The sequence below is a fragment of the Saccharopolyspora sp. NPDC045839 genome (genome assembly GCF_056431645.1).
The window spans coordinates 1-24946 of sequence record NZ_JBWKKH010000037.1 but is presented as its reverse complement, the minus strand read 5'-3'; the positions used below and the strand labels follow the sequence as shown (position 1 = coordinate 24946).

Genomic DNA, 24946 nt, shown 5'->3' with positions numbered 1-24946 from the left:
GTGGTGAATTGGCATTCATGAGTCGGGGATCCCACAGCGAGAAGGCCCCTGTAATTCCCGCAGGGGGCCGCTACCCGCACGCAGAACGAGCCTGAAAACAAGGTTTGCGACCCAAAACGCTCACGGCTCTTGCTGCTGCACCGCGTCGCCGACCCGGACTTCGCCGGGTTTGGTGACGCGCATGATCACGCCGAACTTGTTGTCGTGGCGGTCGATGAGGTGGGTCTGCAGTTCACGCCAGCGCTCGCGGCCGTCGGCGTCCCAGCTGGGGACCGCGCAGCGGATGCACGGCCCGGAGTGATCCCCGGTCACCGCCAGTTCCACGTCGCCCACGGTGAGCACGGTGCCGTGCTCCCAGGCTTCCTCGGCGAAGGCCGGTAGATCGGTGGTCACGTGGATGTTCGTGCGGAACCGGCGGAGATCGACGTCGGCGCCCAGTTCGTCGGAGAGCCCCACCCGGGAGGCTTCGAAGGTCACGAGCACGGTCGGCCCGCGGTCCTGCTGCCCGTCCGCGGCGCGCAGGCTGAGCGGGATGTCCAGCGATCCGGCGAGGGCGTCGGCGAGCTTCGGGTCCGTCCAGGACCAGTCCGCGCCGTCCGGGCCGTGCAGGGTCGGCGGTTCGGTCGGGTCGACGGTGTCGCCGTAGCTCGCCGACCAGCTCAGCATGACCGCGTTCTGCCGGACCGTCAGCACCTTGCCCGAACGCTTGGCGCGCTCGTCGAGCAGCGCGTAGGCGCGGTCGCCTGCCATGCCGCGGTCGTCGAACCGGGCCGCTTCGACGCGCTCACCGCGCAGCGATTTCACCGGCCAGCGATTGAGCTCCGTCACCGATCCCCGCGCCACGCAGACCTCCATTCACCGCGTGGCCTCACCCTAGCGCGTGGCCCTGATGCTCCGACTCGTGCGAACCGGGGATCATCGCCGGGGCGCGGCGCTGTGGAGCAGCGGCAGCAGCGCCTCGTGCAGCAGCCGGTCGACGAAACCGGTGTCGAGCGGCTCGTCGGTGAGCATCAGGCGGTAGATCAGGCTGGCTCCGGCGAGTTCGACGACCGTGTCGATCGGCGAGTCGGCGCGGATCTCGCCGCGCTGCACGCCGCGCTCGATGATGCGGCGCAGCATGTCGCGCTGCGGCAGCAGGAAGGACTCGCGGAACGCCGCGGCCAGTTCGGGCTCGTGCGGGAGCTCGCCGACCAGCGCCTGCGCCGCCTTGCCGACCGGGCCGGTCAGGAACGACGCGAAGCTGCGGAGGAACTCGCCGAGGTCGGCCTCGATGGTGCCCCGGTCGGGTTCCGGGATGCTGCGGCGCACCAGCTGGGTGCAGGTGTCGATGACCAGGTCGAGCTTGGAGTCCCAGCGACGGTAGATGGTGGCCTTGCCCGCCCGCGCGTGGGCGGCGACGGCGTCCATGGTCAACGCCCGGTACCCGACGTCGGCCAGCACCTCCATCGCGGCTTGGCGCAGCGCCGCGTCGCGAGTGGCATCGCGCGGGCGCCCCCGGCCGCTGGCCGGCCGGTTCGTTTCGACGCTGGCCAACGCTGGTTCCTCCTCGCGTGCACTGCTCGCCGCTCTCACACCGGACATCCTAAGGTCCGCGCCGCTTTCGTCCACTGTGCACGCAATCGGGACGTTCCGCGCGGTCACCGGGCGCCGCGCGCGCGGCCCGTCGCGGCGGCCACGGCGCTGCGGGTCGCCGCGTCGGACAGGCCGTGCCTGGCCTGCAGGTATGCGCTGGTGAAGGCGAAGCCGTCGCCGTCGAGCAGGTGGATCACGACGCGACCCGCCTTGCCGGGCGCGAGCTGCTCGATGAACTGGTCGGCCTGGTCGCGCGCCGCGATCAGGCCCGGCGCCCGGGCCGTCCGGCGATCGGCGCCGGTCGTGACCGTGACCAGCCAGTCGTGGCCGTCCGGGATGTAGTCGGCCGTGATGTGTCCGCTTGCCATGAATGCCTCCGCCTCCGGCGCGCTCGGGCGTTCGTGTGACGTCGCGGACCGGCGAGGGCTGCGTCGATCGCTGTCGGCGCTGGGCAGCCGCTGGCAGGCCGGTCGCGCGTGGCCGTCGACTTTACGGGTTGCCCTGGGCGAGGTCTTCAGGACGGTCGATGTCGAAGCCCGCCGACACGTCGTCGCAGGCCACCAGCGCGACCTCGCGGCCCTTGAGGTAGCCGCGGGCGCCGGCGTCGCCGGTGGCGGCCGCGCGGGCCCCGGCCCAGTGGTCGCGGCCGAACAGCACGGGGTGGGTGCGCGCGCCGTCGTGCGCGGCGGCGGCCAGTGCGCTGCGGCCCGCGAGCGCGGCGACGCGCCGCACGGCTTCCGGGCTGATGCCGGGCATGTCGACCGGCAGCACGAGGGCGGCGTCGGCATCGGTCGGGGCGAGCGCGTCGAGCGCGGTGCGCAGCGACGAGCCCATGCCGGTGGCCCAGTCCGGGTTGACCACGGCCGTCGCGCCGGTCAGCTCGGCCCGTTCGCGGACCTCGTCCGCGGCGGCGCCGAGGACGACCACGACGGGCGCGCAGCCGCCCGCGGCGAGCACTCGCACGGCCCGGTCGACCAGCAGTGATCCGTGGTACTCCACCAGCGCCTTCGGCATCCCGAAGCGACGTCCGGCACCGGCGGCCAACACGACTCCCGCGACTCCCACGCACGCACCGTACCCATCCGGAGACGGCGGTGGAGGGCGCCTTTCGGGGAAAGGCGCCCTCCACCTGATTCCTGGTCGAGTGGCAGCTACTCGACCAGGGCCTCGATGCCCTCTACGCCGAAGTAGAAGGCGAAGACGATCGCCAGGACGCCGACGAGCCAGCCGATCTCGCGCACCTTGCCGCGGGCGATCTTGATGACCGCGAACGCGACCAGGCCCGCGCCGATGCCGTTGGTGATCATGTAGGTGAACGGGATCACCGCGATGGTCAGGAACGCCGGGATCACGTAGTCCGGGTCGTCCCAGGGGATGTGCCGGACCTGGGCCATCATCAGCGCCCCGACGATCACCAGCGCGGGCGCGGCGGCCTGCGCCGGCACCACCGCCGCCAGCGGCGTGAACAGCAGCGCCGCGCAGAACAGCAGGCCGGTGACCACGCTGGACAGGCCGGTGCGGGCGCCTTCGGCGACGCCGGTGGCCGACTCCAGGAACACCGTGTTCGGCGACGAGCCGGTGAGCCCGCCCGCCGCGGCGGCGACGCCGTCCACGGCCAGGATCCGGCCCATGCCCTCGACCTTGCCGTCCTTCACCAGCCCGGCCTCGGAGGAGACGCTGGTGATGGTGCCCATCGCGTCGAAGAACCCGGACAGCACGAGGGTGAACAGGAAGACGGTGGCCGCGATGCCGCCGGCCGCGGCGAACCCGCCGAACAGGTCGACGTCGCCGAACAGGCTGAAGTCGGGGCTGCCGACGACGTGGTCGGGCAGCTCGGGCACGATCGTGCCCCACTGCTTCGGGTCGATGGCGAACAACGCGTTCGCCGCGATCGCCAGCACCGTGCTCACCGCGATGCCGATGAGGATCGCGCCGGGCACCCGCCGCGCCAGCAGCACCAGCATGATCAGCAGGCTCACGCAGAAGATCGCGATCGGCACGCCGATCAGGTGCCCCTCGGTGCCCTGACCCATCTGGACCGGCACCGTGGTGTTGGCCGCGTCCGGCTTCCGGGTCACGAATCCCGCGCTGACCAGGCCGATCAGCGCGATGTAGAGGCCGATGCCGACGGTGAGCGCGGTCTTCAGCGCGGCCGGGATGGCGTTGATGATCTTCTCCCGGATGCCGCTGACGGCCAGGACGACGATCACGATGCCTTCGAGCACCACCAGCCCGAAGGCCTGCGCCCAGGTCATGGCGGGCGCGATGGTGAAGGCGACGACGGCGTTGACGCCAAGACCGGCGGCCAGGGCCAGCGGCGCGTTGCCGACCAGGCCCATCACGATGGTCATCACGCCGGCGGTGGCCGCGGTGGCCGTCGTCAGCTGCTCAGGGGTCAGCACGGCGCCGGTCGCGTCCGCGGACGAGCCGAGGATCAGCGGGTTGAGCATCACGATGTAGGCCATCGCGACGAACGTGGTCAGGCCGCCGCGCAGTTCGCGGGAGAGGGTGGAGCCGCGGGCGGTGATGCGGAAGAAGCGATCTAATCCGGAGGCGCCGGTGTCGGCGGATCTTTCCGGTTGCACTTGCTGGGTCATGAGTCCTCCCATGCCGGTGGGCGCCCCCGCGCGGCACCCGGATTCGGTGCCGCCCGGACTTATTTCCGGCGTTTTCCGGGCAGGGGAGGGCCCGGCGGGAATTCGCCGAAATCGGTGCGGGGCATTTGATCGATTGGTTTTCGCTGTCCCGGTTCGGTTCATCGGGACGGCGGGCGGACCCAGCTCCGGCGCAACAGCGGGGAACTGTCGGTGTGGCCCGTCCGCAGGCTTCGGGCGACCCGGTCGTCGCTACCGATGCCTCTGCTCAGGACGTCGTTGTCGGAATCTTCTTGCTGGCTGGGGAATTGCTGGATCGGCTCGCGGTTCAGTAGTCGACGCGGTCGGTCTTGCCGCGCCAGGCGTCGAAGGCGGCGTTGCGGTCGGCCATCTCCACCCGGACGACGGGCGTCGGGCACTTCGTCTCGGGATCCTCGAACGCGTCGTAGAAGGCGCGGTCGTCGAAGCCCGCGTCGGCGGCGTCGTCCCGGTCGGCGGCGAACAGCACCCGGTCGACCCGCGCCCACAGCGCCGAGGCCAGGCACATCGGGCACGGTTCGCACGAGGTCACCAGCACGCAGCCGGCCAGCTTGAAGGTGCCCAGCGCCCGGCAGGCGTTGCGGATCGCGGTCACCTCGGCGTGCGCGGTCGGGTCGAGGTCGACGGTCACCTTGTTGGTGCCCGTCGCGATGATCTCGCCGTCCCGGACGATCAACGCGCCGAAGGGGCCGCCGCCACTGTCCACATTGGTCTTGGCGAGGTCGATGGCCTGCGCCATCCAGTCCTGCTCGGCGCCCGTTGCTACGTCCACGGACATTGCTTTCCTCCTATGATCTTTTCAGTGCGCGGCGGGAGCCGCTTGCGGTGCGGGACTCGGCTTGCACCGCCGCGGGTTCCGCCACCCGCACCGCCACGCGAATCACTGTGAACTGCTCGCCGGGTCTTCCGGTGATTCTGTTTTGGGTAGCTGGGGCGGCGGCCCGGCACCGCCGCCCCAGCTGGTCTGGTCACACGATGTGCTCGGGGGCCACCGGGGTGTGCGGGAGTTCCTTGCCGGTGGCGGCGCGGATGGCGGCCACCACGGCGGGCGTGGTGGAGATCGTCGGCGGCTCGCCCACCCCGCGCTGTCCGTAGACCGCGTTGGGGTCGGCGCGTTCGATCACGTCGATCTCCATCGGCGGCGTGTCGAGGATCGTGGGGATCAGGTAGTCGGTGAAGGAGGGGTTGCGGATGTGCCCGTCCACGACCTTGATCTCCTCCATCACGGCCAGCCCCATGCCCTGCGCGGTGCCGCCCTGGATCTGGCCGATCACCGCGTCCGGGTTGATCGCCTTGCCGACGTCCTGGGAGCAGGCCAGCTGCACGACCTTGACCAGGCCGAGATCCAGGTCCACGTCGACCACCGCGCGGTGCGCGGAGAACGCGTGCTGCACGTGCACCCGGTCGCTGCGGCCGTTCTCGTCCATCGGGAAGGTCTCCCGGTGGTGGTACTCGCGGGTTTCCTCGATGACGTCGTCGCCGAGCACCTCCACGAGGTCGGCCAGCACGCCGTGGGCCTCGGACACGACCTTGCCGCCCTGCAGGGACAGCAGCGCCGGTTCGACGTCGTAGCGCTCGGCGACCCGGGCGAACAGCGCCTCCCGCACCGCGTCGCAGGCCGCCTTGACGGCACTGCCGGTGACCAGCGTCTGCCGCGAGGCGGAGCTGGAGCCGGCCGGGCCGACGCTGGTGTCGTTCGGGTGGATGGTCACCCGCTCGACGCCGAGCTCCGACCGCGCGATCTGCTGCTGCACCGTCACCAGGCCCTGCCCGACCTCGGCCGCGGCGGTGTGCACCATGGCCGCCGGCTCACCGCCGAGGGCCTGCAACCGCACCCGCGCGGTCGAGAAGTCGTCGGCGCCTTCGGCGTAGCAGATGTTCTTGATCGTCACGCCGTAGCCGACGCCGCGCACCACGCCTTCGCCGTGCGTGGTGTTGGACGCCCCGCCGGGCATGTCCCGGATGTCCACCGGCCCGGTGCGCTCGCCGGGCATCGGCAGGTCACGCACCCGCGCCAGCAGCTCGGCCACCGGCGCCGGGAAGTCCAGCACCTGACCGGTCGGGATCGAGTCGCCCTGCTCGATGGCGTTGGCGATGCGCACGTCGACCGGGTCCATGCCCAGCGCGTCGGCGAGTTTGTCCATTTGGGACTCGTACGCGAAAGTCGGCTGCACCGCGCCGAGTCCGCGCATCGCGCCGCACGGCGGGTTGTTGGTGTAGAGCCCCCAGCCCTCGATGTCGACGTTCGGCACCTTGTACGGCCCGGCGCCGAGCGTGGTGCCGTTGCCGACCACGACCGGCGTCTTCGAGGCGTACGCGCCGCCGTCGAAGTACTGCCGCGCCTTGACGTACACGAGCTTGCCGTCGCGGGTCGCGCCGTGCTCGTAGTACATCTTGGCCGGGTGCCGGTGCACGTGGCCGTAGAACGACTCCTCGCGGTTGTAGACCATCTTGACCGGTTTGCCCAGATGCAGCGCCAGCATGCACACGTGCACCTGGATGGACAGGTCCTCGCGGCCGCCGAACGCGCCGCCGACGCCGGACATGGTCATCCGCACCTTCTCCGGCGGCAGCCCGAGCGCCCGCGCGGTCTGCCGGAGGTCGGAGTGCAGGTCCTGGGTCGCCAGGTACAGGTCGACGCCGCCGTCCTCGGCCGGGATGGCCAGCCCGGACTCGGGCCCCAGGAACGCCTGGTCCTGCATCCCGACGGTGTACACGCCGGAGACCACGACGTCGGCCGTCGCGTTCGGGTCGCCCTTGACGATCTTCTGGTGCCGCACCACGTTGCCGTCCGGGTGCAGCTTCGGCAGCGTGTCGTCGTGCGCGACGCGCTCGGCGTCGAGCACCGGCTCCAGCACCTCGTAGTCGACGACGATCTTCTCCAGCGCGCGCCGCGCCGTCTCCGGGTGGTCGGCCGCGACCAGCGCGACCGCTTCGCCCTTGTAGCGCACCACGTCGGAGGCCAGCACCGGCTGGTCGGCGTACTTCAGGCCGAAGCAGTTGTCGCCGGGCACGTCCTCGGCGGTGAGCACGGTCTGCACGCCGGCCATCGCCATCGCCTGCCCGATGTCGATCGACCGGATCCGGGCGTGCGGGTGCGGGCTGCGCAGCGTCGCGCCCCACAGCATGTCCTCGGCCCACAGGTCCGAGGAGTAGGCGAACTCGCCGCGCACCTTGATGGCGCCGTCCGGGCGCAGCGGAGATTCGCCGATGCCGCCGCCGATGGCGTCGTTGAGCTCCTGAGGACTGCGAGCAGGCGCATGGCTGCTGCTCATGCGGACACCTCCGTAGATGCCTGTTTCCGAACCCGGTTCGGGCCTCCTGCCGCAATTTCCATTGAAATCGAACCTTCGATTTCAATGGAAATTGCGGAACCGCCACTTCTCATGCGGACACCTCCCGGGTGCGGATCCGGGCGCTCGCCCGGTCGAGTTCGTGGGCGAGTTCGGTCTCCGACACCGGCATCAGCCGGCCGTCGTCGACCACGACGCTGCCGCCGCGCAGCAGCCGCTCCAGCTTCGGCAGACGACCGAGCACCAGGGCGGCCACCGGGTCGGCGATTCCCGCGTGGTCGAGGCCGCCGAGCCGCCAGACCGCGATGTCGGCGAGCTTGCCGTGCTCCAGCGAACCCAGCTCGTCGTCGCGGCCGAGGCACCGCGCGCCGCCGCGGGTGGCGAGCCGCAGCGCGTCGCGGACCGACAGCGCCTCCGGCCCGTAGCGGGCGCGGGCGGTCAGCAGGGCCTGGTGCATCTCCTCGCCGAGGCCACCGGCCTCGTTGGAGGCGACCCCGTCGACCCCCAGTCCGACGGGGGCACCGGCGTCCAGCAGCGGCCGCACCGGCGCGATCCCGGCGCCGAGCCGGCCGTTGGAGGTGGGGCAGTGCGCCGCGCCGGTGCCGGTCTCGCCGAGCCGGGCGATGCCCTTCTCGGACAGGTGGATCGTGTGCGCCAGCCACACGTCCGGCCCGAGCCAGCCCAGGTCGTCGGCGTACTCGACCGGCGTGCGGCCGTACTCGGCCCGGCACTGCTCTTCCTCGTCGGTGGTCTCGGCGAGGTGGGTGTGCAGCCGGACCCCGTTGCGGCGCGCCAACTCCGCGGCCTGGCGCATCAGGTCGGTGCTGACCGAGAACGGCGAGCACGGCCCGACCGCGACGCGCACCTGCGCGCCCGGGTTCGGGTCGTGGAACCGGTCGATCGCGTCCTGGGTGCCGGCCAGCGCGGCGTCGAGGTCCTCGACGACCGAGTCCGGCGGCAGGCCGCCGTGCGAGCGGCCCCGGTCCATCGAGCCGCGCACCGCGTGCAGCCGCACGCCGATCCGCTCGGCCGCGGCGACCACGGCACCGAACACGTCGCCGCCGCCGCGCGGGAAGACGTAGTGGTGGTCGGCGGCGGTGGTGCAGCCGGACAGGGCCATCCGGGCCAGGCCCGCCGACGCAGCGGCGTGCGTGATCTCCTCGTCGATGCCCGCCCAGACCGGGTACAGCTCGGTCAACCAGCCGAACAGCGTCGCGTCCGCCGCGTAGCCGCGGGTGGCCCACTGGTACAGATGGTGGTGGGTGTTGATCAGGCCGGGAGTGACCAGGCAGCCGGACGCATCGATGCGCCGCACCGGGCCCTGCTGGGCCGGCGCGGAACCGGGGCCGACCGCGACGATGCGGTCACCCTCGACGACGACGTGACCCTCGGCGAACTCGGTGCCCGAGTCGTCGACGGTGACCACGGCGCCGCCCTCGATGATGACAGTCCCGCCTCTCCGCGATTCACAGCGGTGGTCGCGTTCGGGATTGATCTCGCGTTCGGCGGTTTCTTGTGGCTGGGTTGCGTCACGGTCCCCTGAGGTGCGGTTGGGAGGGGGTGGGGTTGACGCAGGGTTGCTGCTCATGAGTGAGCCTTGCCCGATGTCGTCTTCTTCTTGGCGGCGAGCCGGACGGCGTCCATGATCTTCTCGTAGCCGGTGCAGCGGCACAGGTTCCCGGCCAGCGACTCGCGGATCTCCGCGTCGGACGGGTCCGGCTTCCGGTTCAGCAGGTCGTGCGTCTGCACCAGCAGGCCCGGCGTGCAGAAACCGCACTGCACGGCACCGGCCTCGACGAACGCCTCCTGCACCTCGTCCAGCTTCTCGCCGTCGGCGAGGCCTTCCACGGTGCGCACCTCGCGGCCCTCGGCCTGCCCGGCCGCGATCAGGCACGAACAGGCCGGCACACCGTCCAGGTAGACCGTGCAGGAACCGCATTCGCCCTGCTCGCAAGCGTTCTTCGAGCCCGGCAGGCCCAGCCGCTCGCGCAGCACGTACAGCAGGCTCTCGCCTTCCCACACGCCGTCGGCCTCGTGCGGTTGTCCGTTGACGGTGAACTTCAGGCGCATTCCTGCCTCCCGGAACAGTGGTCGTCCCAGACCCAGGACAGGGTCCGGCGGGCCATCACGGCCAGCGCGTGGCGGCGGTAGTCGGCGGTGCCGCGCACGTCGTCGATCGGCGACGCGGCCTGCGCGACCAGCTCGCCGAACCGGCGGGCCACCGACTCCTCCAACGGCCGCCGCTGCTCCCAGTCGAGCTCGGCGCTCAGGAACTCCTCGGCCGCGAGCGCGCGCAGCGGCGTCGGGGCGGCCGAACCGATCCCGGTGCCGACCTGCTTGCGGTCGGGGTGCAGCGCGATCGCGAAGGTGCACACCGCGATGACCATCGCGTTGCGGGTGCCGACCTTGGAGAACTGCTGCGCGCCGGTCGCCGGGGCGATGTGCACGGCGGCGATCAGCTCGTCCTCGGCCAGCGCATTGCGCTTGACGCCGGTGAAGAACTCCGTCGCCGGGATCAGCCGCTTGCCGCGCACGGACTCGACCTCGATCCGCGCGTCGGAGGCCAGCAGCGGCGGGTGGCCGTCGCCGGCGGGGGAGGCGGAGCCGAGGTTGCCGCCGAGGGTGCCGCGGTTGCGGATCTGCGGCGAGCCGACGGTGCGGCTGGCGATGGCCAGGCCCGGCACCCGGTCGCCGAGCTCGTTGATCAGGTTGGCGTAGGGCAGGCCCGCGCCGATGCGCAGCTCGCCGTCCGCCTCGGACCAGCCGGTCAGCTCCGGGACACCGGTGAGGTCGAGCAGCATGCTGGGGCGGCGGTGATCGAAGTTGATCTCGACCATCACGTCGGTGCCGCCGGCGATCGGCGTCGCATCCGGATGCGCGGCCTTGGCTTCGAGCGCCTCCCGCCATGAGGCGGGGCGGAGGAATTCCACGGTTGTACTCCTTGTCACGGCCGGTGAAAAGGTGTGAGTCAGTACACAGCCGGGGAGCAGTCGGTGACTAGCGGTGGAAGGCCCGAAAAAGCCTTTCGGTGTGCGGACGGGAGTTGTATGTTTCTCCAAACGCGCGGAGCTGCGATGCGCCGTTCGGGCCGGCCCGCCGGAACATCGCGGAGCTCCGCACCGGGAACAGGTGGCTGCCTCGCGCCGGCAGCGGGATCCGAGGTGCGCAGGTGCAGCTGAACGACCTTCTCGCCGATCCGGAACTCGGACTGGTGCTGCTCAACGGCGCGGAGGAGATGGCCCGCCCGGTCCGCGGCGTCTACATCACCGACCTGCTGGATCCCCGGCGCTACCTGCACGGCGGCGAGCTGGTGCTCAGCGGCCTGATGTGGCGCAACGAGCCCGCCGATTCGGAGGCGTTCGTCGCCGCGCTGGTCGACGCCGGGGTGGCGGGCCTCGCCGCGGGCACCGCGCGCCTCGGCCACGCCCCGCCGGACCTGGTCGAAGCGTGCCGACGACACGGCCTGCCCGCCTTCGAGGTGCCGCTGACGGTCAGCTTCAACACGCTCGCCGACCGCATCCAGCGCCGCTCCGCGCCGCGCCGCGAGCTGGTCTCCGCGGTCGCCGGCGGCGCCGACCTCGACCAGGTGCTGCGGATGGCGGCCGACGAGCTCGGCACCGACTGCTGGGTGCTGTCCGCGGCCGGCTGGATCGTCGGCGGCACCGCCGACCTGCCGGAGGAAACCCGCTGCGCGGCGCTGCGCGAGTTCGCGACCGGCCGCCTCCCGCGCACCGTGCGGCCGGGCGACGCGCACGTGCTGTGGCCGGTGGAGTCCGGCATCGAGCCGCCCGCCGCCGGCTGGTTCGTGCTGGCGCGCGGCGACGTCGCCGACTGGGACGAGGAGAAGGAAGCCATCGCCACCGACCTGAGCACGGTCGTGGCGCTGCTGCGCGCGCGGGTGGACGAGGCCCGCCGGATCGCGGGCCGCTCGGTGGAGGCTGCCCTGCGGCGGCTGCTCGACGGCACCTCCACGCAGGCCGAGGTCGCGGCGCGGCTGGAGACGGCGGGACTGCCGACCGACGAGCCGCTGCGGGCGGTCGCGCTCAGCGTCGGCGACCCGGCCGAGTCGACGACGCTGCTGCGCGAGATCGCCGCGGCGACGGGCATGGCGTCGGTCACGGCGCCGCTGGGAGACGGCGCGACGGCGTTGTTCGTCGACGACGAAGCCCACCTGGCGGAGCTGGACGTGCTGCTGCGCCGCATCGCCGCCGAGACGGAGCCCGGCCTGGGCAGGCGGCGGCTGGCGGTCGGCGTCAGCGACGTCAGCCCGGCGACGGCCCTGCGCGGAGCGCTGGAGGAGGCGGGTTACGCGCGGCGGCTCGCGCAGCGGCGCCGAGGGCGCGCCGAGGTCGTCGCGGCGGCGGAACTCGCGTCGCACGAGGTGCTGCTGGCGTCGGCGCCCGACGAACTGCGCCGCTCCTACCGCCAGCGGTTGCTCGCGGATCTGATCGCATATGACTCGGCGCACAACTCCGACCTGGTGCGCACGCTGCGGACCTTCCTCGACTGCTCGGGATCGTGGTCGCGCTGCGCCAAGCGACTCCACGTGCACGTGAACACGCTGCGCTACCGGATCCAGCGGATCGAGGAGATCACCGGGCGGGACCTCGCCGACTTCCCGTCCCGAGTGGACTTCTACCTCGCCCTCGAACTCGACCGCGAGCCCGCCGAGTAGCGCCGCAGGTTCCGCCCTGGACGGACGTTTCGCCAGGTGAGCTCCCGCGAGTGTTTTGGGTTGCTATGGCGACCCAACGTGCTCACGGGTCCTGACCAGGCAAAACATCTACCTGCGACGCGATCACGGGAAGTCGGTCTCCGACCACGCAAAGCGACGACATCGGCGCGGTCCCGTGGGAGTGCTCACACTCGGTTCCGCTGTCCAGGGGAAGGGGTGGGCGCGGTTCGAAATCTGTGCGTGAGCGGGGTACTGTGCTTGGTCGCAGTCGAGCTCCGAGGGCGCGCGCCCCAGCGGGTCGGACCCCGGGGAAAACCCAACCCCACCAGCCGAGACGGAGGTACCGGGATTGACCGATCTGTCCGCCACCACCGGTGTGACGGACCGCCCGAGCGGCACCGCGCAGCAGACCGAATCCGCCGCGCCGGACCCGATTCTGCAGTTCCTCGACCGGCAACGCCCCGAAACCCCCTGCCTGGTCATGGATCTGGCGCAGGTGCGCGACCGCTACCGGCAGTTGCGAACCGCCCTGCCGGACGCCCGGATCTGCTACGCGGTCAAGGCCAATCCCACCCCCGAAGTGGTCGGTGAACTGGTCGGCCTGGGGGCCTCCTTCGACGTCGCCAGCCCCGGCGAGATCGACCTGTGCCTCGCCAAGGGCGCGGCCCCGGAGTCCATCTCCTACGGCAACACCATCAAGAAGCGCCGCGATGTCGCCCGCGCCTACGAGCAGGGCGTCCGCCTGTTCGTCACCGACAGCGCCGCCGACCTGGCCAACATCGCCGAGGTCGCGCCGGGTTCGCGGGTGTTCTGCCGGGTCCTGGTGGACAACAAGGGATCCCGCACCCCGTTCGGCCGCAAGTTCGGCTGCTCGCCGGAGACCGCCGCGCAGCTGCTGCGGCGCGCGCGGGAACTCGGCCTGGACGCCTACGGCGTGTCGTTCCACATTGGATCGCAGCAGCTGGAACCCGCCGCGTGGGAGCACGGGATCAGCGCCGCCCGGCAGGTGTTCGAGGACTGCGCCGAGCACGGCGTGCGGCTGCGGATGGTGAACCTCGGCGGCGGATTGCCCGCCGGCTACACCGAATCCGCCCCGCCGCTGGCCGACTACGTGCGCCGCATCGAGGAGTCGCTGGACCGCAACTTCGGCGCCCAGCGGCCGGAACTGCTCATCGAGCCGGGCCGCTTCATCGTCGGCGACGCGGGCGTGCTGCGCAGCGAGGTCGTGCTCGTCAGCGACGCCGTCGACGGCGACCGCAGCTGGGTCTACCTGGACATCGGCCGCTACAACGGGCTCGCCGAAACGGAAGGCGAGGCCATCGCCTACCGGCTGCGCACCTCCCGCGACGGCGACCCGCGCGGCCCGGTGGTGCTCGCCGGGCCGACCTGCGACGGCGACGACGTCCTCTACCAGCGCACCCGGTACGAGCTGCCGCGAACGCTGCGCGGCGGAGACTGGGTCGATCTGCTCAGCGCGGGCGCGTACACCGCGAGCTATTCATCGGTGGGTTTCAACGGATTCACCCCGCTGCCCACGTATTGCGTCGACGGCGACGAACAGCCGTGATCGCCTCGGCAACTTCGAGAAGCCGACACCGAACAGTGCCGACTGGGAGATCGTGCGGGATGGGAGAGCCAGTGCGCTCAACGCGAGCCTGCCGTCAGGCAAGCGGCGCGAGCCGCTTTCGGCCACGTCCGCAACTTGCGCCGCCGCGGGTTCTCAGGGGTCTTCTCGCGAGGACAGCCCCGACGCGTCGTATTGGTCATACGTGTGTCGGGGATCCCACAGCGAGAAGACACCTGAGGTTCCGCCACCTGCACCGCCATGCAAGCCGACCCGCTCAACTTCCGAGCGCTGGAATCTGCGAAATGATGGGAGGTCGATAGATGTCCGTTGACACCGGGACACCGCCGGTTGGGTTGTTCACCGGCCAGCATGTCCTTGCCGAGCTGGAGGGCGTTGATCCGGATCTGCTCGACGACGAGCAGTTCCTGCGCGAGACCCTGCACGACGCGCTGAGCCAGTCGCACGCCACCGTGTGCCAGATGATCGCCAAGCGGTTCGAGCCGCAGGGTGTCACCGTGTTGGCGTTGCTGTCGGAGTCCCACGCTTCGCTGCACACGTACCCGGAGGACGGCTCGATCTTCATCGATGTCTTCACCTGCGGGCACACGGCCCAGCCGGAGCGCGCGGTCGAACTGCTCGCCGAGGCGCTGAAACCGGCCTCGCAGAACGTCCAGACCATTCAGCGGGGCCGCGACTACGCGGGCCTTGTCTCGTGAAGTTGCCAAGACGGTCACGAGCGCGTTTTGCGCAGGTGGTCCCGTAGCGGAACCTCGGACGCCTTCTCGGGCCGGGATCCCCGACATCATGTATGTCCAATACACCACGTCGGGGCTGTCCTCCCGGGAAGACATCTGAGAACCCGCGGGTGGTCACCGTGCGTGTGTGGGCTGAGCGGCTCCGCCGCTTGGAAGACATGCTTTACCGGGCAAGCCGAATCAAGGAGGAGCACCGTTGATCGAACTCGACGGGCACCGGTGGATCAAGGAGCCGATGGGCGACGACCTGCAGCGCCTGTGGCGGGTCGACGAGGTGCTGTGGGAGGGCGACACCGACTACCAGCACGTGGTCATCGGTCGCACCGGCCAGGGCGTTTCGCTGTTCTGCGACGACGACCGGCAGAGCACCGAGTTCTCCCAGCTGATCTACCACGAGGCGATGATGGTGCCGGCGTTCCTGCTCGCCGCGCAGGTCGAGCGGGTGCTGATCATCGGTTCCAGCGAGGGCGTGGCCAGCCAGATGGCGGTCGCGGCCGGGGCCGGCCGGGTCGACCACGTCGACATCGACGAGCAGTGCGTGCGCATCTGCGCCGAGCACCTGCCGTACGGCTACAGCACCGAGGAGCTCGCCCGCGTCGAGCAGGGTGACGGGCCGATCAAGCTGCACTACGCGGACGGCTGGGGCTTCCTCGACCAGGCGCCGCCGGAGGGCTACGACATCGTCGTCGTCGACCTGCCCGACGAGCGGGCCGACGACGCCGACGGCCAGCACAACCGGCTGTACGGCCTGGAGTTCATCCAGCGCTGCCAGGCGGTGCTCGGGGCCGGTGGCGTGGTCGCGTTCCAGGCCGGCTGCCCGACGGTGTGGCGCAACGAGACGCTGATCCGCGCCTACAACCGGTTCCGGTCGATGTTCGACACCGTCGCCTACTTCGGCTCCGACGAGCATGAGTGGGCGTTCCTGTTCGGCCGGGTCGAGCAGATCGACGACCCGACGAACGTGATGCTGGAGGCGTTCTCCAAGTCCGCCTACCGGCCGGAGACGATCGACGAGGCCAGCCTCATCGGCTGCACCGTCCCGCCGTACTCGGTCCGCAACCAGACCTGAACCTTCCGCAATACGGAACTCCGGTTCCACGGCCCGCAATTTCAATGGAAATCAGAGGTTCGATTTCCATTGAAATTGCGGTTCATCCTGGTCGGCCCGCAGCCGCGGGTCGCGAAGCTGCACGCCAGATGGGGTGTCGCATGCGCCGCAGGCGCATAGCCCACCTACGACACGTGCACCGCCGCGGGTTCGCTGTGCCCACCCCTCCGGGGTTCTCCCGGCGAGGACGGCCCCTCCGGCGTGTATTGGGCGTACATCAGGAGGGGCATCCGCAGTCCAGGGAGCCTCTGAGGTTCCGCTACCCGCACAGCCACGCAGAACGAGGTTGGAAGAACCTCATTGAAATTGCGGCCTAGAGCGAGCCGAAGTAGGGGTGGCGGCCCGGGTTGCCGTCGCGGGGGATGAACCACTGGTCGAAGGCCACGCCCCGCGCGCGCAGCTCGGCCTCGACCTTGGAGACCTGCTCCGCCACCTCCGGCTCCGCATCTTCCGACAGCGGCAGGTCCACCTCGTAGAGCTCGTCCTGGTCGGTGTCGCCGAAGGCCCGCCCGGCGAAGGCGGCGAACACCGTCTCGCTGTCGTCCCAGCTCATCAGCTCGGCGGCCTCCAGCACCACGCGCGCCTCGTTGACCACCAGCCGCAACGCCAGCGCCTCGGCGACCGTGCGCGGCGGCGTCCAGCTCGGCTCCGTCAGCCGCACCGCGACCGCCGCCGACGACAGCACGAAAGCGCGGGCGAAGAACGCGTCGTAGCGGTGGTCGTAGCAGGGCGGCAATTCCTCCAGCACCAGCAGCCCGACCGCGTCGGCCACCGTCGCGTTGTTCACCGCCAGGGCCAGTTCGTCGTAGAAGATCTCGTCGGTGACCACCCGCACCGCGTGGATCAGCGCCCCGGCGGCCAGCGCGTGGGTGTCCGGATCGGCGCCGAACGCGCTCGCCTCGAACGCCCGCAGCTGCGGAGCCAGCTGGGTGAGCCGGACGCGCCAGTGCTCGGCGTCCATCGCGGGCTCGGCGGAGGTCTCCAGCGCCTCCTCGACCGCCGCCTCCAACTCCTCGTTGATGTCCGAGGCCGCGGCGAGCCGCTGGTTGAACTCGTCCTCGGTGATCCGCACCTCCGAGTGCGCCACCGACCAGCCGGTGAGCACCTCGGACTCGCCGATCAGCTCGTCGAGCACCGAGGCGGCGGCTTCCTCGGCCGCCAGCAGCGACGGCGCGTCGAGCGCGAGCACCACGCTCGCGCCGGTCAGGTGCACCGTGATGCGGTAGTCGAGGACGTCGATGTCGCCATCCCCCGGACCGGAGACCCCCTCGACCAGCGCGAGGTGGCGGTCGAGCACGGCCGCTATCCCCTCCTGCTGCAGCGCGTCGAGCTCCACGACCTCGGCCGGCGGCGCGAGCTCCGCTGTCACCGCATAGTCCACCGCTTCTCGCCCTCTCCTCGACGGTTGGTCGGCATGTTACGTCGTCCGGCAGGCGAGGACCCGTCAGCCGATCGAGGGCCCCTCATCGGCCATGATGAACCACGTGACAACGACTGTGGCCGTATTCGGCAGCTGCAACATGGACCTGGTGGCCTACGTCGGGACGGCCCCGAAGCGCGGCGAGACCGTGCTGGGGCGGGAGTTCCACACGGTGCCGGGAGGCAAGGGCGCCAACCAGGCGATCGCCGCGGCGAAGGCGGGCGCGGCGGTGCGCATGATCGGCGCGGTCGGCGAGGACGAATTCGGCGCCCAGATCCGCGACACCCTGCAGAAATCCACTGTGGACGTCAAAGGGGTCCGCGTGGTGCCGGGGCGCAGTGGCACGGCGCACATCGTGGTGGACGACGAGGCCGGCAACTCGATCGTCGTGGTGCCGGGTGCCAACGGGACGGTCGACGGGCTCGCCGACGGCGACGAGGAACTGATCGCCGGATCGCGGAGTTTGCTGCTGCAGCTGGAGATTCCGCTCCCCGGCGTGGCCGCGGCCGCCGCGGCCGGGCGCCGCAACGGGGTGCGCGTGGTGCTCACGCCGGCCCCGGCGGTGCCGCTGCCCGGGGAAATCCTGTCGAATGTGGACCTGCTGGTGCCCAACGAGCACGAGGCGGCGATCCTGGCGGGCGACGACGACCCGCACCGCGCGCTCGCCGCGCTGCTGGAGCTGGTTCCGGAAGTGGTGATCACCCTCGGTGGCCGCGGCTCGCTGTACGGCAACCGCGACGGAGCGCGCGTGGAGGCGCCCAGCTTCCCGGTCGAAGCCGTGGACACCACGGCCGCGGGCGACACCTTCGTCGGCGTGCTGAGCGCAGCGCTGGGCGAGGGCGCCGAGATGCCCGAGGCACTGCGGCTGGCCTCCGCCGGTGCGGCGGTGTCGGTGCAGCGCAACGGGGCCAGCAGCTCGATGCCGACCCGTCAGGAAATCACCGACTTCTTGGCGTCCGCATAAGGGATTCACCGCGACAATTACTGCTCGTTCAAGACCGCGTTACGAGGAGTCATTGCACGAGTTTCACGGGCGGCCGGATTGGTCCCGAGTTCGAACCGGCCGCCCGTGGCACGTGCTCACTGAGCGTTGTCGTACGCCTCGACGACCTCCGCCGGAATGCGGCCCCGGTCGGAAACCTGCATGCCCTGATTCCGGGCCCATTCCCGAATGGCCTGGTTGCGTTCGCGGTCGGCCGCGGTCGGCGTCGCCGAGGGCTTGCCCGGCTTGACGGCGACGCGCTTGCGGCCACCGGTCTTCCGGGCGCTGGCCACGAAAGACGCCAGCGAGTCGCGGAGTTTGGCCGCATTTTCGGTGGACAGGTCAATTGCGTAGTTCACCCCGTCCAAGGCGAACTCGACGGTGCTGTCGGCTGCTGTGCCGTCGACGTCGTCGACGAGCTGAACGGTGACTTTCTGCGCCACGGTAACCCTCGATTCCGGCTCGATTCCCCGTCTTCTCCGCGAACCTCGTGCGGAGAAGAGCGAGCGAACAATAAACGATCGGCGTAAGAATGATCCAGCCGCGGCCGGAATTTCCTGCGATGTGCGCTGGATTACTTTCCAGGATTGCCCCGCAACGGTTACTGTCCGTTGGTGGTCGGGCGCTCGCCGGCGTGTGAGGTGGCGCGTGACCCGCCCGGCGGTTATCGACAGGTCGCCGCGTTGTTCTATGGTTAAGTACGAGACAACAGCGATGCCGCGTGCTACAACGTGGTCAGGGCTCGCAGTAGTCTTACCTGCAAGTGTCGCGGATCGAGGCGGGGCACGTTCCCGAGACAGGTGATCATGGCCGAGCGGATTCAGGTCGAACTCGTCGATGACATCGACGGGTCCCCAGCCAACCACACCGTCACCTTCGCACTGGATGGTGTGACCTACGAAATCGACCTGAACGAGAAGCACTCCAAGCAACTCCGGGCCGTGCTCGATCGCTACATCAAGGCTGCGCGGGCGCCCAAGCCGGAGCCGGTGCGCAGCACCCGCCAGCAGGAGCGTGAAGAGGAACAGGCCCGGCAGGCCAACAAGCAGCTGACGGAGCAGATCCGCGGTGCCGCGCAGCGCACCCGCGAGCACCTCAGCAAGAAGGCCGCCGAGCCGGAGCCTGCCGAGCAGTCGGGGCCCGCCGAGCAGTCGGAGCCGGTCGAGGAAACGCTCTTCGACGCGACGTCGACCGAGGAGAAGTCGGACGCCGCCCGCGTGCCGGCCGTTTCGCTGCCGACGTTCTCCTCCGCCGTCGACTGAGCTCGCCGGGCAGGTTCGGCGAAACCGCGCCCATTCCGGCCTGACGCCATGCCGTGAGCGAATTCCGCAAGATGCCGGAATGATCACGGATCTGGACACGCGCGGTCCGGTCAAAATACGGTGCTCGCGTTTACCCCGGTGGCAGACGGGAGACGCGCGTGGCGGATCGCTGCAGACGAGGCGTGCTGGTGGCGCTGGCCACCGCGATCGCGGCGACCGGCTGCGCCCCGTTGGTGGACGTCGAGCAGACCGCCGCCGAGGTGCGTTCCTCCGTGCAGGCCGCGACGGTGCGCGGCGGCGAGGCGGTGATCGCGCTCGACCAGGAACCGGACAAGCTCGACCCGACGCTGGCGTCGACGCTGGCCAGCCGCCAGATCTTCAGCAGCATGTGCGAGAAGCTCTACGACGTCGATGAATCCGTCCGCCTGGTGCCGCAACTGGCCGCCGCGCTGCCGCAGATCTCCGCCGACGGCCGGGAACTCACGATCCCGCTGCGCACCGGGGTGCTGTTCAACGACGGCACCCCGTTCGACGCGCCCGCGGTCAAGAAGAGCCTGGACCGGCATCGCGAGCTCAAGGGTTCGGCCCGCAAGACCGAGCTCAACGCGGTCGAATCGGTGGCGGTCGTGGATCCGAGCACGGTGCGGCTCACCCTGTCCCGGCCCTACACGCCGCTGACCAGCATGCTCGCCGACCGCGCCGGCATGATCATGTCCCCGGCGAAGCTCGACGAACGCGGCGCGGACTTCACCGACGACCCGGTCTGCGTCGGGCCGTTCCGGTTCACCGAACGCGTCGCGCAGGACCGGATCGTGCTGGACCGCAGCGAGTTCTACTACGACCGCGATCGCGTCCGCCTGGACCGGCTGGTGTACCGGACGGTCCCCGACGACAACATCCGGATGGCCAACCTGCGCTCCGGCGAGTTCGACGTGATCTGGGAGGTGCCCACTCCCGAAGTACCGATCCTGTTGCGGGACAACGGAATCGTGCTGCTCAACCAGCCGACGCTGCAGTACTACGGCATCACAGTCAACGTGCGCAACGTCGGCGGCGAGACCGGTGAGGTGACCGGCCCGCTCGCCGACGACCCCCGGCTGCGGGAAGCCCTGTCCCTGGCCATCGACCGGCGCACGCTCAACAAGATCGCCTTCAACGGACTGTTCCGGGCCGCCTGCGGGCCCATCCCGGACAGCAGCGAGTACGCCACCCCGAAGACCCAGGAATGCCCGCCGCACGACCCGGAGCGGGCCCGCCGGCTCATCGCCGAGACCGGCGTGCGGACACCGGTGCGGTTCGAGATGACGCTGGCCAACGACCCGACCCAGCTCCGGGCGGGCCAGGTCATCCAGGCGATGGCCGCCCAGGCGGGCTTCGACGTCGTGCTGCGCCCGACCGAGTCGGCGACGGCGATCAGCGAGGCGCGGCAGGGCCGCTTCCAGACCTTCTTCGTCGGCTGGTCCGGCCGGCCCGACCCGGACGGCAACATCGCGGCCTTCCACACCGAAGGCGGCTCGCAGAACTACAGCGGCGACTTCAGCCCCGCCACCGACGAGCTGATCGAGCAGGCCGGCAGCGAACAGGACGTACCCCGGCGCCGGGCCCTGTACGAGCAGATCGTCGACGCCCTGCACCAGCGCAACAACGTCGTCTACCTCTACCGCACGCAGTACTACACCGCGCACACCGCGCAGCTCGCCGGCGTCGAGACCTTCCCCGACGGGATCATCCGGATGAAGTCCGCGGGCCGAGTCCAGTCGGGGGGATGACATGCGCAGCTACGCGCTCCACCGGATCCTGCAGTCCGCGGTGACCCTGGTGCTGGTGTCGCTGGTGGTGTTCGCGGGGCTCCGCGCGCTGCCCGGCGACCCGGCCGTCGCGATCGCCGGCATCGAGGCGGATGACGCGGTGATCGCGGAGATCCGCCGCGCCCACCTGCTCGACGAGCCGATCCACGTGCAGTACGCGGCCTGGTTCGGCCGCGTGCTGCAGGGCGATCTCGGCGAATCGGCCCAGACCGGCCTGCCGATCGGCGACATCATCCTCACCAGGCTGCCGGTGACCCTCGAGCTGGCCGTGCTGAGCCTGCTGTTCGCCGCGCTGATCGGCCTGACCGCCGGAGTGCTCAGCGCGGTGCGCCGCGGCACCGCGGTGGACTGGCTCGGCAACGGTGCGTCGCTGTTCGGCCTGTCCATCCCGAACTTCTGGCTCGGCCTGATGTGCGTCCTGGTGTTCGCGGTCTGGCTCGGCGTGCTGCCCGCCTCCGGCTACGTCCCGTTCACCGAGTCGCCGCTGGGCAACCTGCAACGGCTGATCCTGCCCGCGTTCGTGCTCGGCAGCGGCCTGGCCGCAGTGCTGATGCGGCAGATGCGATCGTCCATGTTGGACGCGTTGAGCTCGGACTACGTGCGGACCGCGCGCGCCAAGGGCGCCGGGGAGTGGCGCGTGGTCGGCATCCACGGCCTGCGCAACAGCCTGATCACCGTCCTGACGATCCTCGGCCTGCAGCTCGGCACGCTGATCTCCGGCGCCGTGGTCACCGAGCAGATCTTCGTGCTGCCGGGCTTCGGCAAATTGATGGTCGATGCCGTGTTCACCCGCGACTACCCGGTGATCCAGGCCGCGGTGCTGGTCTCCGCGGCCGGCTACATCCTGGTGAACCTGCTCGTCGACCTGCTGTATTCGGTGGTGGATCCGCGAATCAGAGTCCGTGGAGGTGCCGGATGACCCAGGCGGATCTGCCGCGGGTGAGCGGGTCGAGACGGGTTCTGCGCCGCCTGCTACGGCACCGCACCGGCGTCGTCGGGCTCGTGCTGTCGGCGCTGTTCGTGCTGGTGGCGGCGGCCGCGCCGGTGATCGCGCCGGTGGACCCGGCGGCGGTGAACTTCGACCAGGTCCTCCAGCAGCCGTCGCTCGCGCTGCCGCTGGGCAGCGACGAGCTCGGCCGCGACCAGCTCGCGCGCGTCATCTACGGCATCCGCGCGTCGATCGTGGTCGGCGTGCTGTCGGTCCTGCTCGCGGTGGTCGTCGCGGTGCCGCTCGGCCTGATCGCCGGCTACTACCGCGGCTTCGCCGACACCGTCGTCTCGCGCCTCACCGACACCCTGCTGGCGTTCCCGTTCCTGGTGCTGGCCGTCGGCCTGGCAGCGGTGCTCGGCGCGTCGATGGTGAACGCGGCCATCGCGATCGGCCTGTCGCAGGTGCCGAACCTGATCCGCGTTATGCGCGGGGAGACCCTGCGGCTGGCCGGCGAGGACTACGTGGCCGCCTGCGTCGCGGCCGGGGCGCGCGGCACGACCGCGATGTTCCGGCACATCCTGCCCAACGCGGTGAACGCGCTGCTGATCCAGGTCACGGTCGCCATCCCGCTGGCGATCATCGGTGAGGCGCTGCTGTCGTTCCTGGGGCTGGGCGTGCAGCCGCCGGAGGCATCGCTCGGGGTGATGCTGTCGGCCGCGCAGACGTACCTCGCGCAGGCGCCCTGGCTGGTGGTCTTCCCCGGCCTGGCGGTCGTGCTCGCGACGCTCGCCTTCAACCTCCTGGGTGACGGTCTGCGCGACGCCCTCGACCCGAAGGGGCAGCGATGAGCGACGTGCTTTCCTTCACCGACCTGCGGGTGCGCTTCCGCACCGAGGACGGCGTCGCGGAGGCGGTCCGCGGCGTCAGCTTCGGCATCGCGCCCGGCGAGATCCTCGCGGTGGTCGGCGAGTCCGGCTCGGGCAAGAGCGTCACCGCGATGTCCGCGCTCGGGCTGCTCGCGCCGACCGCCGAGGTCACCGGGCGCATCGAGCTGGACGGCGCAGAACTGAGCGGGCCGGACCTGCGGCGGATCCGGGGCAAGCAGCTCGCGATGGTCTTCCAGGAGCCGATGACCTCGCTCAACCCGGTCTTCACCATCGGCTGGCAGCTCGTCGAGGCGATCCGGCTGCACCGGGACGTGCCGGCCGGTGAGGCGCGCGAGCACGCGGCTGAACTGCTCGACGTCGTCGGCATCCCGGAGCCGCGCCGACGGCTGAAGCACTACCCGCACCAGCTCTCCGGAGGGCAGCGGCAGCGGGTGGTGATCGCGATGGCGCTGGCCTGCGAGCCCAGGGTGCTGATCGCCGACGAACCGACCACCGCGCTGGACGTGACGGTGCAGGCCGAGATCCTGGCCCTGTTGCGCGACCTCCGCGAACGCCACGGGATGACGATCCTGCTGATCACCCACGACATGGGGGTCGTGGCGGACCTCGCGGACCGGGTGGTGGTGATGCACCGCGGCGTCCTGGTCGAGCAGGCCCCGGTCGAGCAGCTGTTCCGCGCGCCCGAGCACGACTACACCAAGGCGCTCCTGGCGGCCGTGCCGAGGCTGGAGATCGGCGAGCGCGCCGAAGCCGAGCCCGCAGAGCCGGTGCTCAGGGTCGAAGACCTGGTCGTGAGCTACGCCGGCCAGCGTGCCGTCGACGGGGTGTCGCTGCACGTCGAACGCGGCGAAGTCCTCGCGCTGGTCGGTGAATCCGGCTCCGGGAAGTCCACTGTGGGCAAAGCGGTGGCCCGCCTGCTGACCCCGGCGGAGGGCCGGATCGTGCTCGACGGCCAGGACATCAGCCGGCTGCCGGCACGACGACTGCGCTCGGTGCGCCGCAACATCGGCATCGTCTTCCAGGACCCCGGCTCATCGCTGGACCCGCGCATGACCATCGCGGACAGCATCGCCGAGCCACTGCGCCTGCACCGAGCTGCACGCGGCCGCGAACTGGCGGAGCGCGTCGACGTCCTGCTCGACGCGGTGGAGCTCGGAGCGTCGATGCGCGGCCGCTACCCGCACGAGCTGTCCGGCGGGCAGCGCCAGCGCGTCAGCATCGCGCGGGCGCTGGCGCTGGAGCCGCGACTGCTGATCGCCGACGAACCGACCAGCGCGCTCGACGTGTCGGTGCAGGACGCGGTGCTCCGGCTGTTCCAGGAGCTCCAGGCCAGGCTGAACTTCAGCTGCCTGTTCATCAGCCACGACCTGGCGGTGGTGAATCTGCTCGCCCGCCGGGTGGCCGTCATGCACCGGGGCGAGGTGGTCGAGCAGGGAGACCGCACCCAGGTGCTCGGCGACCCGCAGCACGAATACACGCGACGACTCCTGGCCGCGGCACCGGTGCCCGACCCGGTCCGCCAGCGCTCGCGCCGTGCCGCGTCCTGAAGGAGCGGTCAGTCCTCGGCGCGGTGCCGCCGTGACCGGCTGCGCGAACCGGGCCCGGTTCGCGCAGCCTTCTTGGTCTCGGTCTTCGGCCGCTCGACCCGCTCAGCCAGGGCGGCGGCGAACTCGGGCGGGGCGCTGGGACCCCAGTTCCGGTCTTCCGGGTCCCCAAGCGTCTTGCGCAGCTCGGTGTAGATCGGTGTGGAGTCCACTGCTACCCCCGTTCAGACGATCGTCTGGGAGGCTACCGGCGCTTTCCTGGCGATTCGCGGCGACGAAGCAGGACCACACGAACGTGGACTCGAACCGCGGTCCCGGCGGCCATCCCGCGCGAGCACCCCAAGATCGGCTCTGACCTGGTGTTTTGATGTTTAAGGGGGGGTGGTTGCAGGGGGTGTTTCGGGGGTGTGTAAATTTATCCAAGTCAGCGCGACACGGGCCGGGAAAACCGGGCCGGGCCTGACACGGGTCGCGAACCAAGCTCCCACGAGTGAGTGGTAGAGTGGGCG

Annotated in this window: 23 protein-coding genes; 10 read left to right on the top strand and 13 right to left on the bottom strand. The window is 70.7% G+C overall.

The window, feature by feature from the left end; translation table 11 throughout:
* Positions 1-120 precede the first annotated feature (120 nt).
* The 10 genes from AC07EQ_RS35745 to AC07EQ_RS35700 all read right to left on the bottom strand — a co-directional run bounded on the left by AC07EQ_RS35745 (position 121) and on the right by AC07EQ_RS35700 (position 10428).
* A complete protein-coding gene (locus tag AC07EQ_RS35745; RefSeq protein ID WP_478392233.1) occupies positions 121-828 on the bottom strand; it encodes an MOSC domain-containing protein in 708 nt (235 codons plus the stop codon).
* Between the two features lie 87 nt (positions 829-915).
* Positions 916-1533, bottom strand: coding sequence for a TetR/AcrR family transcriptional regulator (locus tag AC07EQ_RS35740; RefSeq protein WP_478392232.1), 618 nt, complete (start codon positions 1531-1533; stop codon positions 916-918).
* 104 nt (positions 1534-1637) lie between these two features.
* Positions 1638-1940 carry a hypothetical protein gene (locus AC07EQ_RS35735; protein ID WP_478392231.1) on the bottom strand — a complete coding sequence of 101 codons (303 nt, stop codon included), beginning with the start codon at positions 1938-1940 and terminating at the stop codon, positions 1638-1640.
* A 121-nt stretch (positions 1941-2061) separates the two neighbouring features.
* Complete coding sequence (locus AC07EQ_RS35730) at positions 2062-2637, bottom strand: nucleotidyltransferase family protein (RefSeq protein WP_478392230.1); 576 nt, start codon at positions 2635-2637, stop codon at positions 2062-2064.
* A gap of 86 nt (positions 2638-2723) precedes the next feature.
* Complete coding sequence (locus tag AC07EQ_RS35725) at positions 2724-4169, bottom strand: NCS2 family permease (RefSeq protein WP_478392229.1); 1446 nt, start codon at positions 4167-4169, stop codon at positions 2724-2726.
* Positions 4170-4494: 325 nt separating this feature from the next.
* Positions 4495-4983, bottom strand: a complete 489-nt coding sequence (locus AC07EQ_RS35720) for a nucleoside deaminase (RefSeq protein WP_478392228.1) — start codon at positions 4981-4983, stop codon at positions 4495-4497.
* Between the two features lie 190 nt (positions 4984-5173).
* Positions 5174-7480 (bottom strand): xanthine dehydrogenase subunit D, encoded by a 2307-nt coding sequence (pucD, locus tag AC07EQ_RS35715; protein ID WP_478392227.1) that lies wholly within the window; start codon positions 7478-7480, stop codon positions 5174-5176.
* A gap of 109 nt (positions 7481-7589) precedes the next feature.
* Complete coding sequence (locus tag AC07EQ_RS35710; protein ID WP_478392284.1) at positions 7590-8942, bottom strand: 8-oxoguanine deaminase; 1353 nt, start codon at positions 8940-8942, stop codon at positions 7590-7592.
* 140 nt (positions 8943-9082) lie between these two features.
* On the bottom strand, positions 9083-9568 hold the full coding sequence (locus tag AC07EQ_RS35705) for a (2Fe-2S)-binding protein (protein ID WP_363812073.1): 486 nt from the start codon (positions 9566-9568) through the stop codon (positions 9083-9085).
* The gene (locus AC07EQ_RS35700; protein ID WP_478392226.1) at positions 9559-10428 is read right to left on the bottom strand and encodes an FAD binding domain-containing protein; all 870 of its coding nucleotides are present in this window, start codon (positions 10426-10428) and stop codon (positions 9559-9561) included. Before AC07EQ_RS35700 ends, AC07EQ_RS35705 begins: the two co-directional genes overlap by 10 nt.
* Before the next feature lie 239 nt (positions 10429-10667).
* Here AC07EQ_RS35700 and AC07EQ_RS35695 point away from each other — a divergent pair, with 239 nt between their 5' ends.
* The 4 genes from AC07EQ_RS35695 to AC07EQ_RS35680 all read left to right on the top strand — a co-directional run bounded on the left by AC07EQ_RS35695 (position 10668) and on the right by AC07EQ_RS35680 (position 15564).
* Positions 10668-12173 carry a PucR family transcriptional regulator gene (locus AC07EQ_RS35695; RefSeq protein ID WP_478392225.1) on the top strand — a complete coding sequence of 502 codons (1506 nt, stop codon included), beginning with the start codon at positions 10668-10670 and terminating at the stop codon, positions 12171-12173.
* A gap of 349 nt (positions 12174-12522) precedes the next feature.
* Positions 12523-13740 carry a type III PLP-dependent enzyme gene (locus AC07EQ_RS35690; RefSeq protein WP_478392224.1) on the top strand — a complete coding sequence of 406 codons (1218 nt, stop codon included), beginning with the start codon at positions 12523-12525 and terminating at the stop codon, positions 13738-13740.
* A 320-nt stretch (positions 13741-14060) separates the two neighbouring features.
* Complete coding sequence (gene speD / locus AC07EQ_RS35685) at positions 14061-14456, top strand: adenosylmethionine decarboxylase (protein WP_478392223.1); 396 nt, start codon at positions 14061-14063, stop codon at positions 14454-14456.
* A 235-nt stretch (positions 14457-14691) separates the two neighbouring features.
* Positions 14692-15564 carry a spermidine synthase gene (locus AC07EQ_RS35680; protein WP_478392222.1) on the top strand — a complete coding sequence of 291 codons (873 nt, stop codon included), beginning with the start codon at positions 14692-14694 and terminating at the stop codon, positions 15562-15564.
* 352 nt (positions 15565-15916) lie between these two features.
* Here AC07EQ_RS35680 and AC07EQ_RS35675 read toward each other — a convergent pair whose 3' ends face one another.
* On the bottom strand, positions 15917-16984 hold the full coding sequence (locus AC07EQ_RS35675) for a hypothetical protein (protein WP_478392221.1): 1068 nt from the start codon (positions 16982-16984) through the stop codon (positions 15917-15919).
* A 103-nt stretch (positions 16985-17087) separates the two neighbouring features.
* Between AC07EQ_RS35675 and rbsK the strand changes: the two genes are divergently transcribed.
* Positions 17088-17987, top strand: coding sequence for a ribokinase (rbsK, locus tag AC07EQ_RS35670; RefSeq protein WP_478392220.1), 900 nt, complete (start codon positions 17088-17090; stop codon positions 17985-17987).
* 116 nt (positions 17988-18103) lie between these two features.
* Here rbsK and AC07EQ_RS35665 read toward each other — a convergent pair whose 3' ends face one another.
* Positions 18104-18448, bottom strand: a complete 345-nt coding sequence (locus AC07EQ_RS35665; RefSeq protein WP_478392219.1) for a histone-like nucleoid-structuring protein Lsr2 — start codon at positions 18446-18448, stop codon at positions 18104-18106.
* A gap of 363 nt (positions 18449-18811) precedes the next feature.
* Between AC07EQ_RS35665 and AC07EQ_RS35660 the strand changes: the two genes are divergently transcribed.
* From AC07EQ_RS35660 to AC07EQ_RS35640, 5 genes are all read left to right on the top strand, one after another.
* A complete protein-coding gene (locus tag AC07EQ_RS35660; protein WP_478392218.1) occupies positions 18812-19267 on the top strand; it encodes a histone-like nucleoid-structuring protein Lsr2 in 456 nt (151 codons plus the stop codon).
* Between the two features lie 158 nt (positions 19268-19425).
* Positions 19426-21036 (top strand): ABC transporter substrate-binding protein, encoded by a 1611-nt coding sequence (locus AC07EQ_RS35655; protein WP_478392217.1) that lies wholly within the window; start codon positions 19426-19428, stop codon positions 21034-21036.
* 1 nt (position 21037) lies between these two features.
* Positions 21038-21994 carry an ABC transporter permease gene (locus tag AC07EQ_RS35650; protein WP_478392216.1) on the top strand — a complete coding sequence of 319 codons (957 nt, stop codon included), beginning with the start codon at positions 21038-21040 and terminating at the stop codon, positions 21992-21994.
* Positions 21991-22854 (top strand): ABC transporter permease, encoded by an 864-nt coding sequence (locus AC07EQ_RS35645; protein ID WP_478392215.1) that lies wholly within the window; start codon positions 21991-21993, stop codon positions 22852-22854. The genes AC07EQ_RS35650 and AC07EQ_RS35645 overlap by 4 nt, the downstream gene beginning before the upstream one ends.
* Complete coding sequence (locus tag AC07EQ_RS35640; protein WP_478392214.1) at positions 22851-24440, top strand: ABC transporter ATP-binding protein; 1590 nt, start codon at positions 22851-22853, stop codon at positions 24438-24440. Before AC07EQ_RS35645 ends, AC07EQ_RS35640 begins: the two co-directional genes overlap by 4 nt.
* Before the next feature lie 8 nt (positions 24441-24448).
* Here AC07EQ_RS35640 and AC07EQ_RS35635 read toward each other — a convergent pair whose 3' ends face one another.
* On the bottom strand, positions 24449-24649 hold the full coding sequence (locus tag AC07EQ_RS35635; protein ID WP_478392213.1) for a hypothetical protein: 201 nt from the start codon (positions 24647-24649) through the stop codon (positions 24449-24451).
* Positions 24650-24946: the final 297 nt, after the last annotated feature.

Excerpts from the sequence above, each read along its gene's own strand:
- speD (WP_478392223.1), top strand. The coding sequence starts at position 14,061 with ATGTCCGTTGACACCGGGACACCGCCGGTTGGGTTGTTCACCGGCCAG.
- pucD (WP_478392227.1), bottom strand. The coding sequence starts at position 7,480 with ATGAGCAGCAGCCATGCGCCTGCTCGCAGTCCTCAGGAGCTCAACGAC.
- AC07EQ_RS35640 (WP_478392214.1), top strand. The coding sequence starts at position 22,851 with ATGAGCGACGTGCTTTCCTTCACCGACCTGCGGGTGCGCTTCCGCACC.
- AC07EQ_RS35660 (WP_478392218.1), top strand. The coding sequence starts at position 18,812 with ATGGCCGAGCGGATTCAGGTCGAACTCGTCGATGACATCGACGGGTCC.
- AC07EQ_RS35645 (WP_478392215.1), top strand. The coding sequence starts at position 21,991 with ATGACCCAGGCGGATCTGCCGCGGGTGAGCGGGTCGAGACGGGTTCTG.
- AC07EQ_RS35650 (WP_478392216.1), top strand. The coding sequence starts at position 21,038 with ATGCGCAGCTACGCGCTCCACCGGATCCTGCAGTCCGCGGTGACCCTG.
- AC07EQ_RS35725 (WP_478392229.1), bottom strand. The coding sequence starts at position 4,169 with ATGACCCAGCAAGTGCAACCGGAAAGATCCGCCGACACCGGCGCCTCC.
- AC07EQ_RS35705 (WP_363812073.1), bottom strand. The coding sequence starts at position 9,568 with ATGCGCCTGAAGTTCACCGTCAACGGACAACCGCACGAGGCCGACGGC.
- AC07EQ_RS35720 (WP_478392228.1), bottom strand. The coding sequence starts at position 4,983 with ATGTCCGTGGACGTAGCAACGGGCGCCGAGCAGGACTGGATGGCGCAG.
- AC07EQ_RS35735 (WP_478392231.1), bottom strand. The coding sequence starts at position 1,940 with ATGGCAAGCGGACACATCACGGCCGACTACATCCCGGACGGCCACGAC.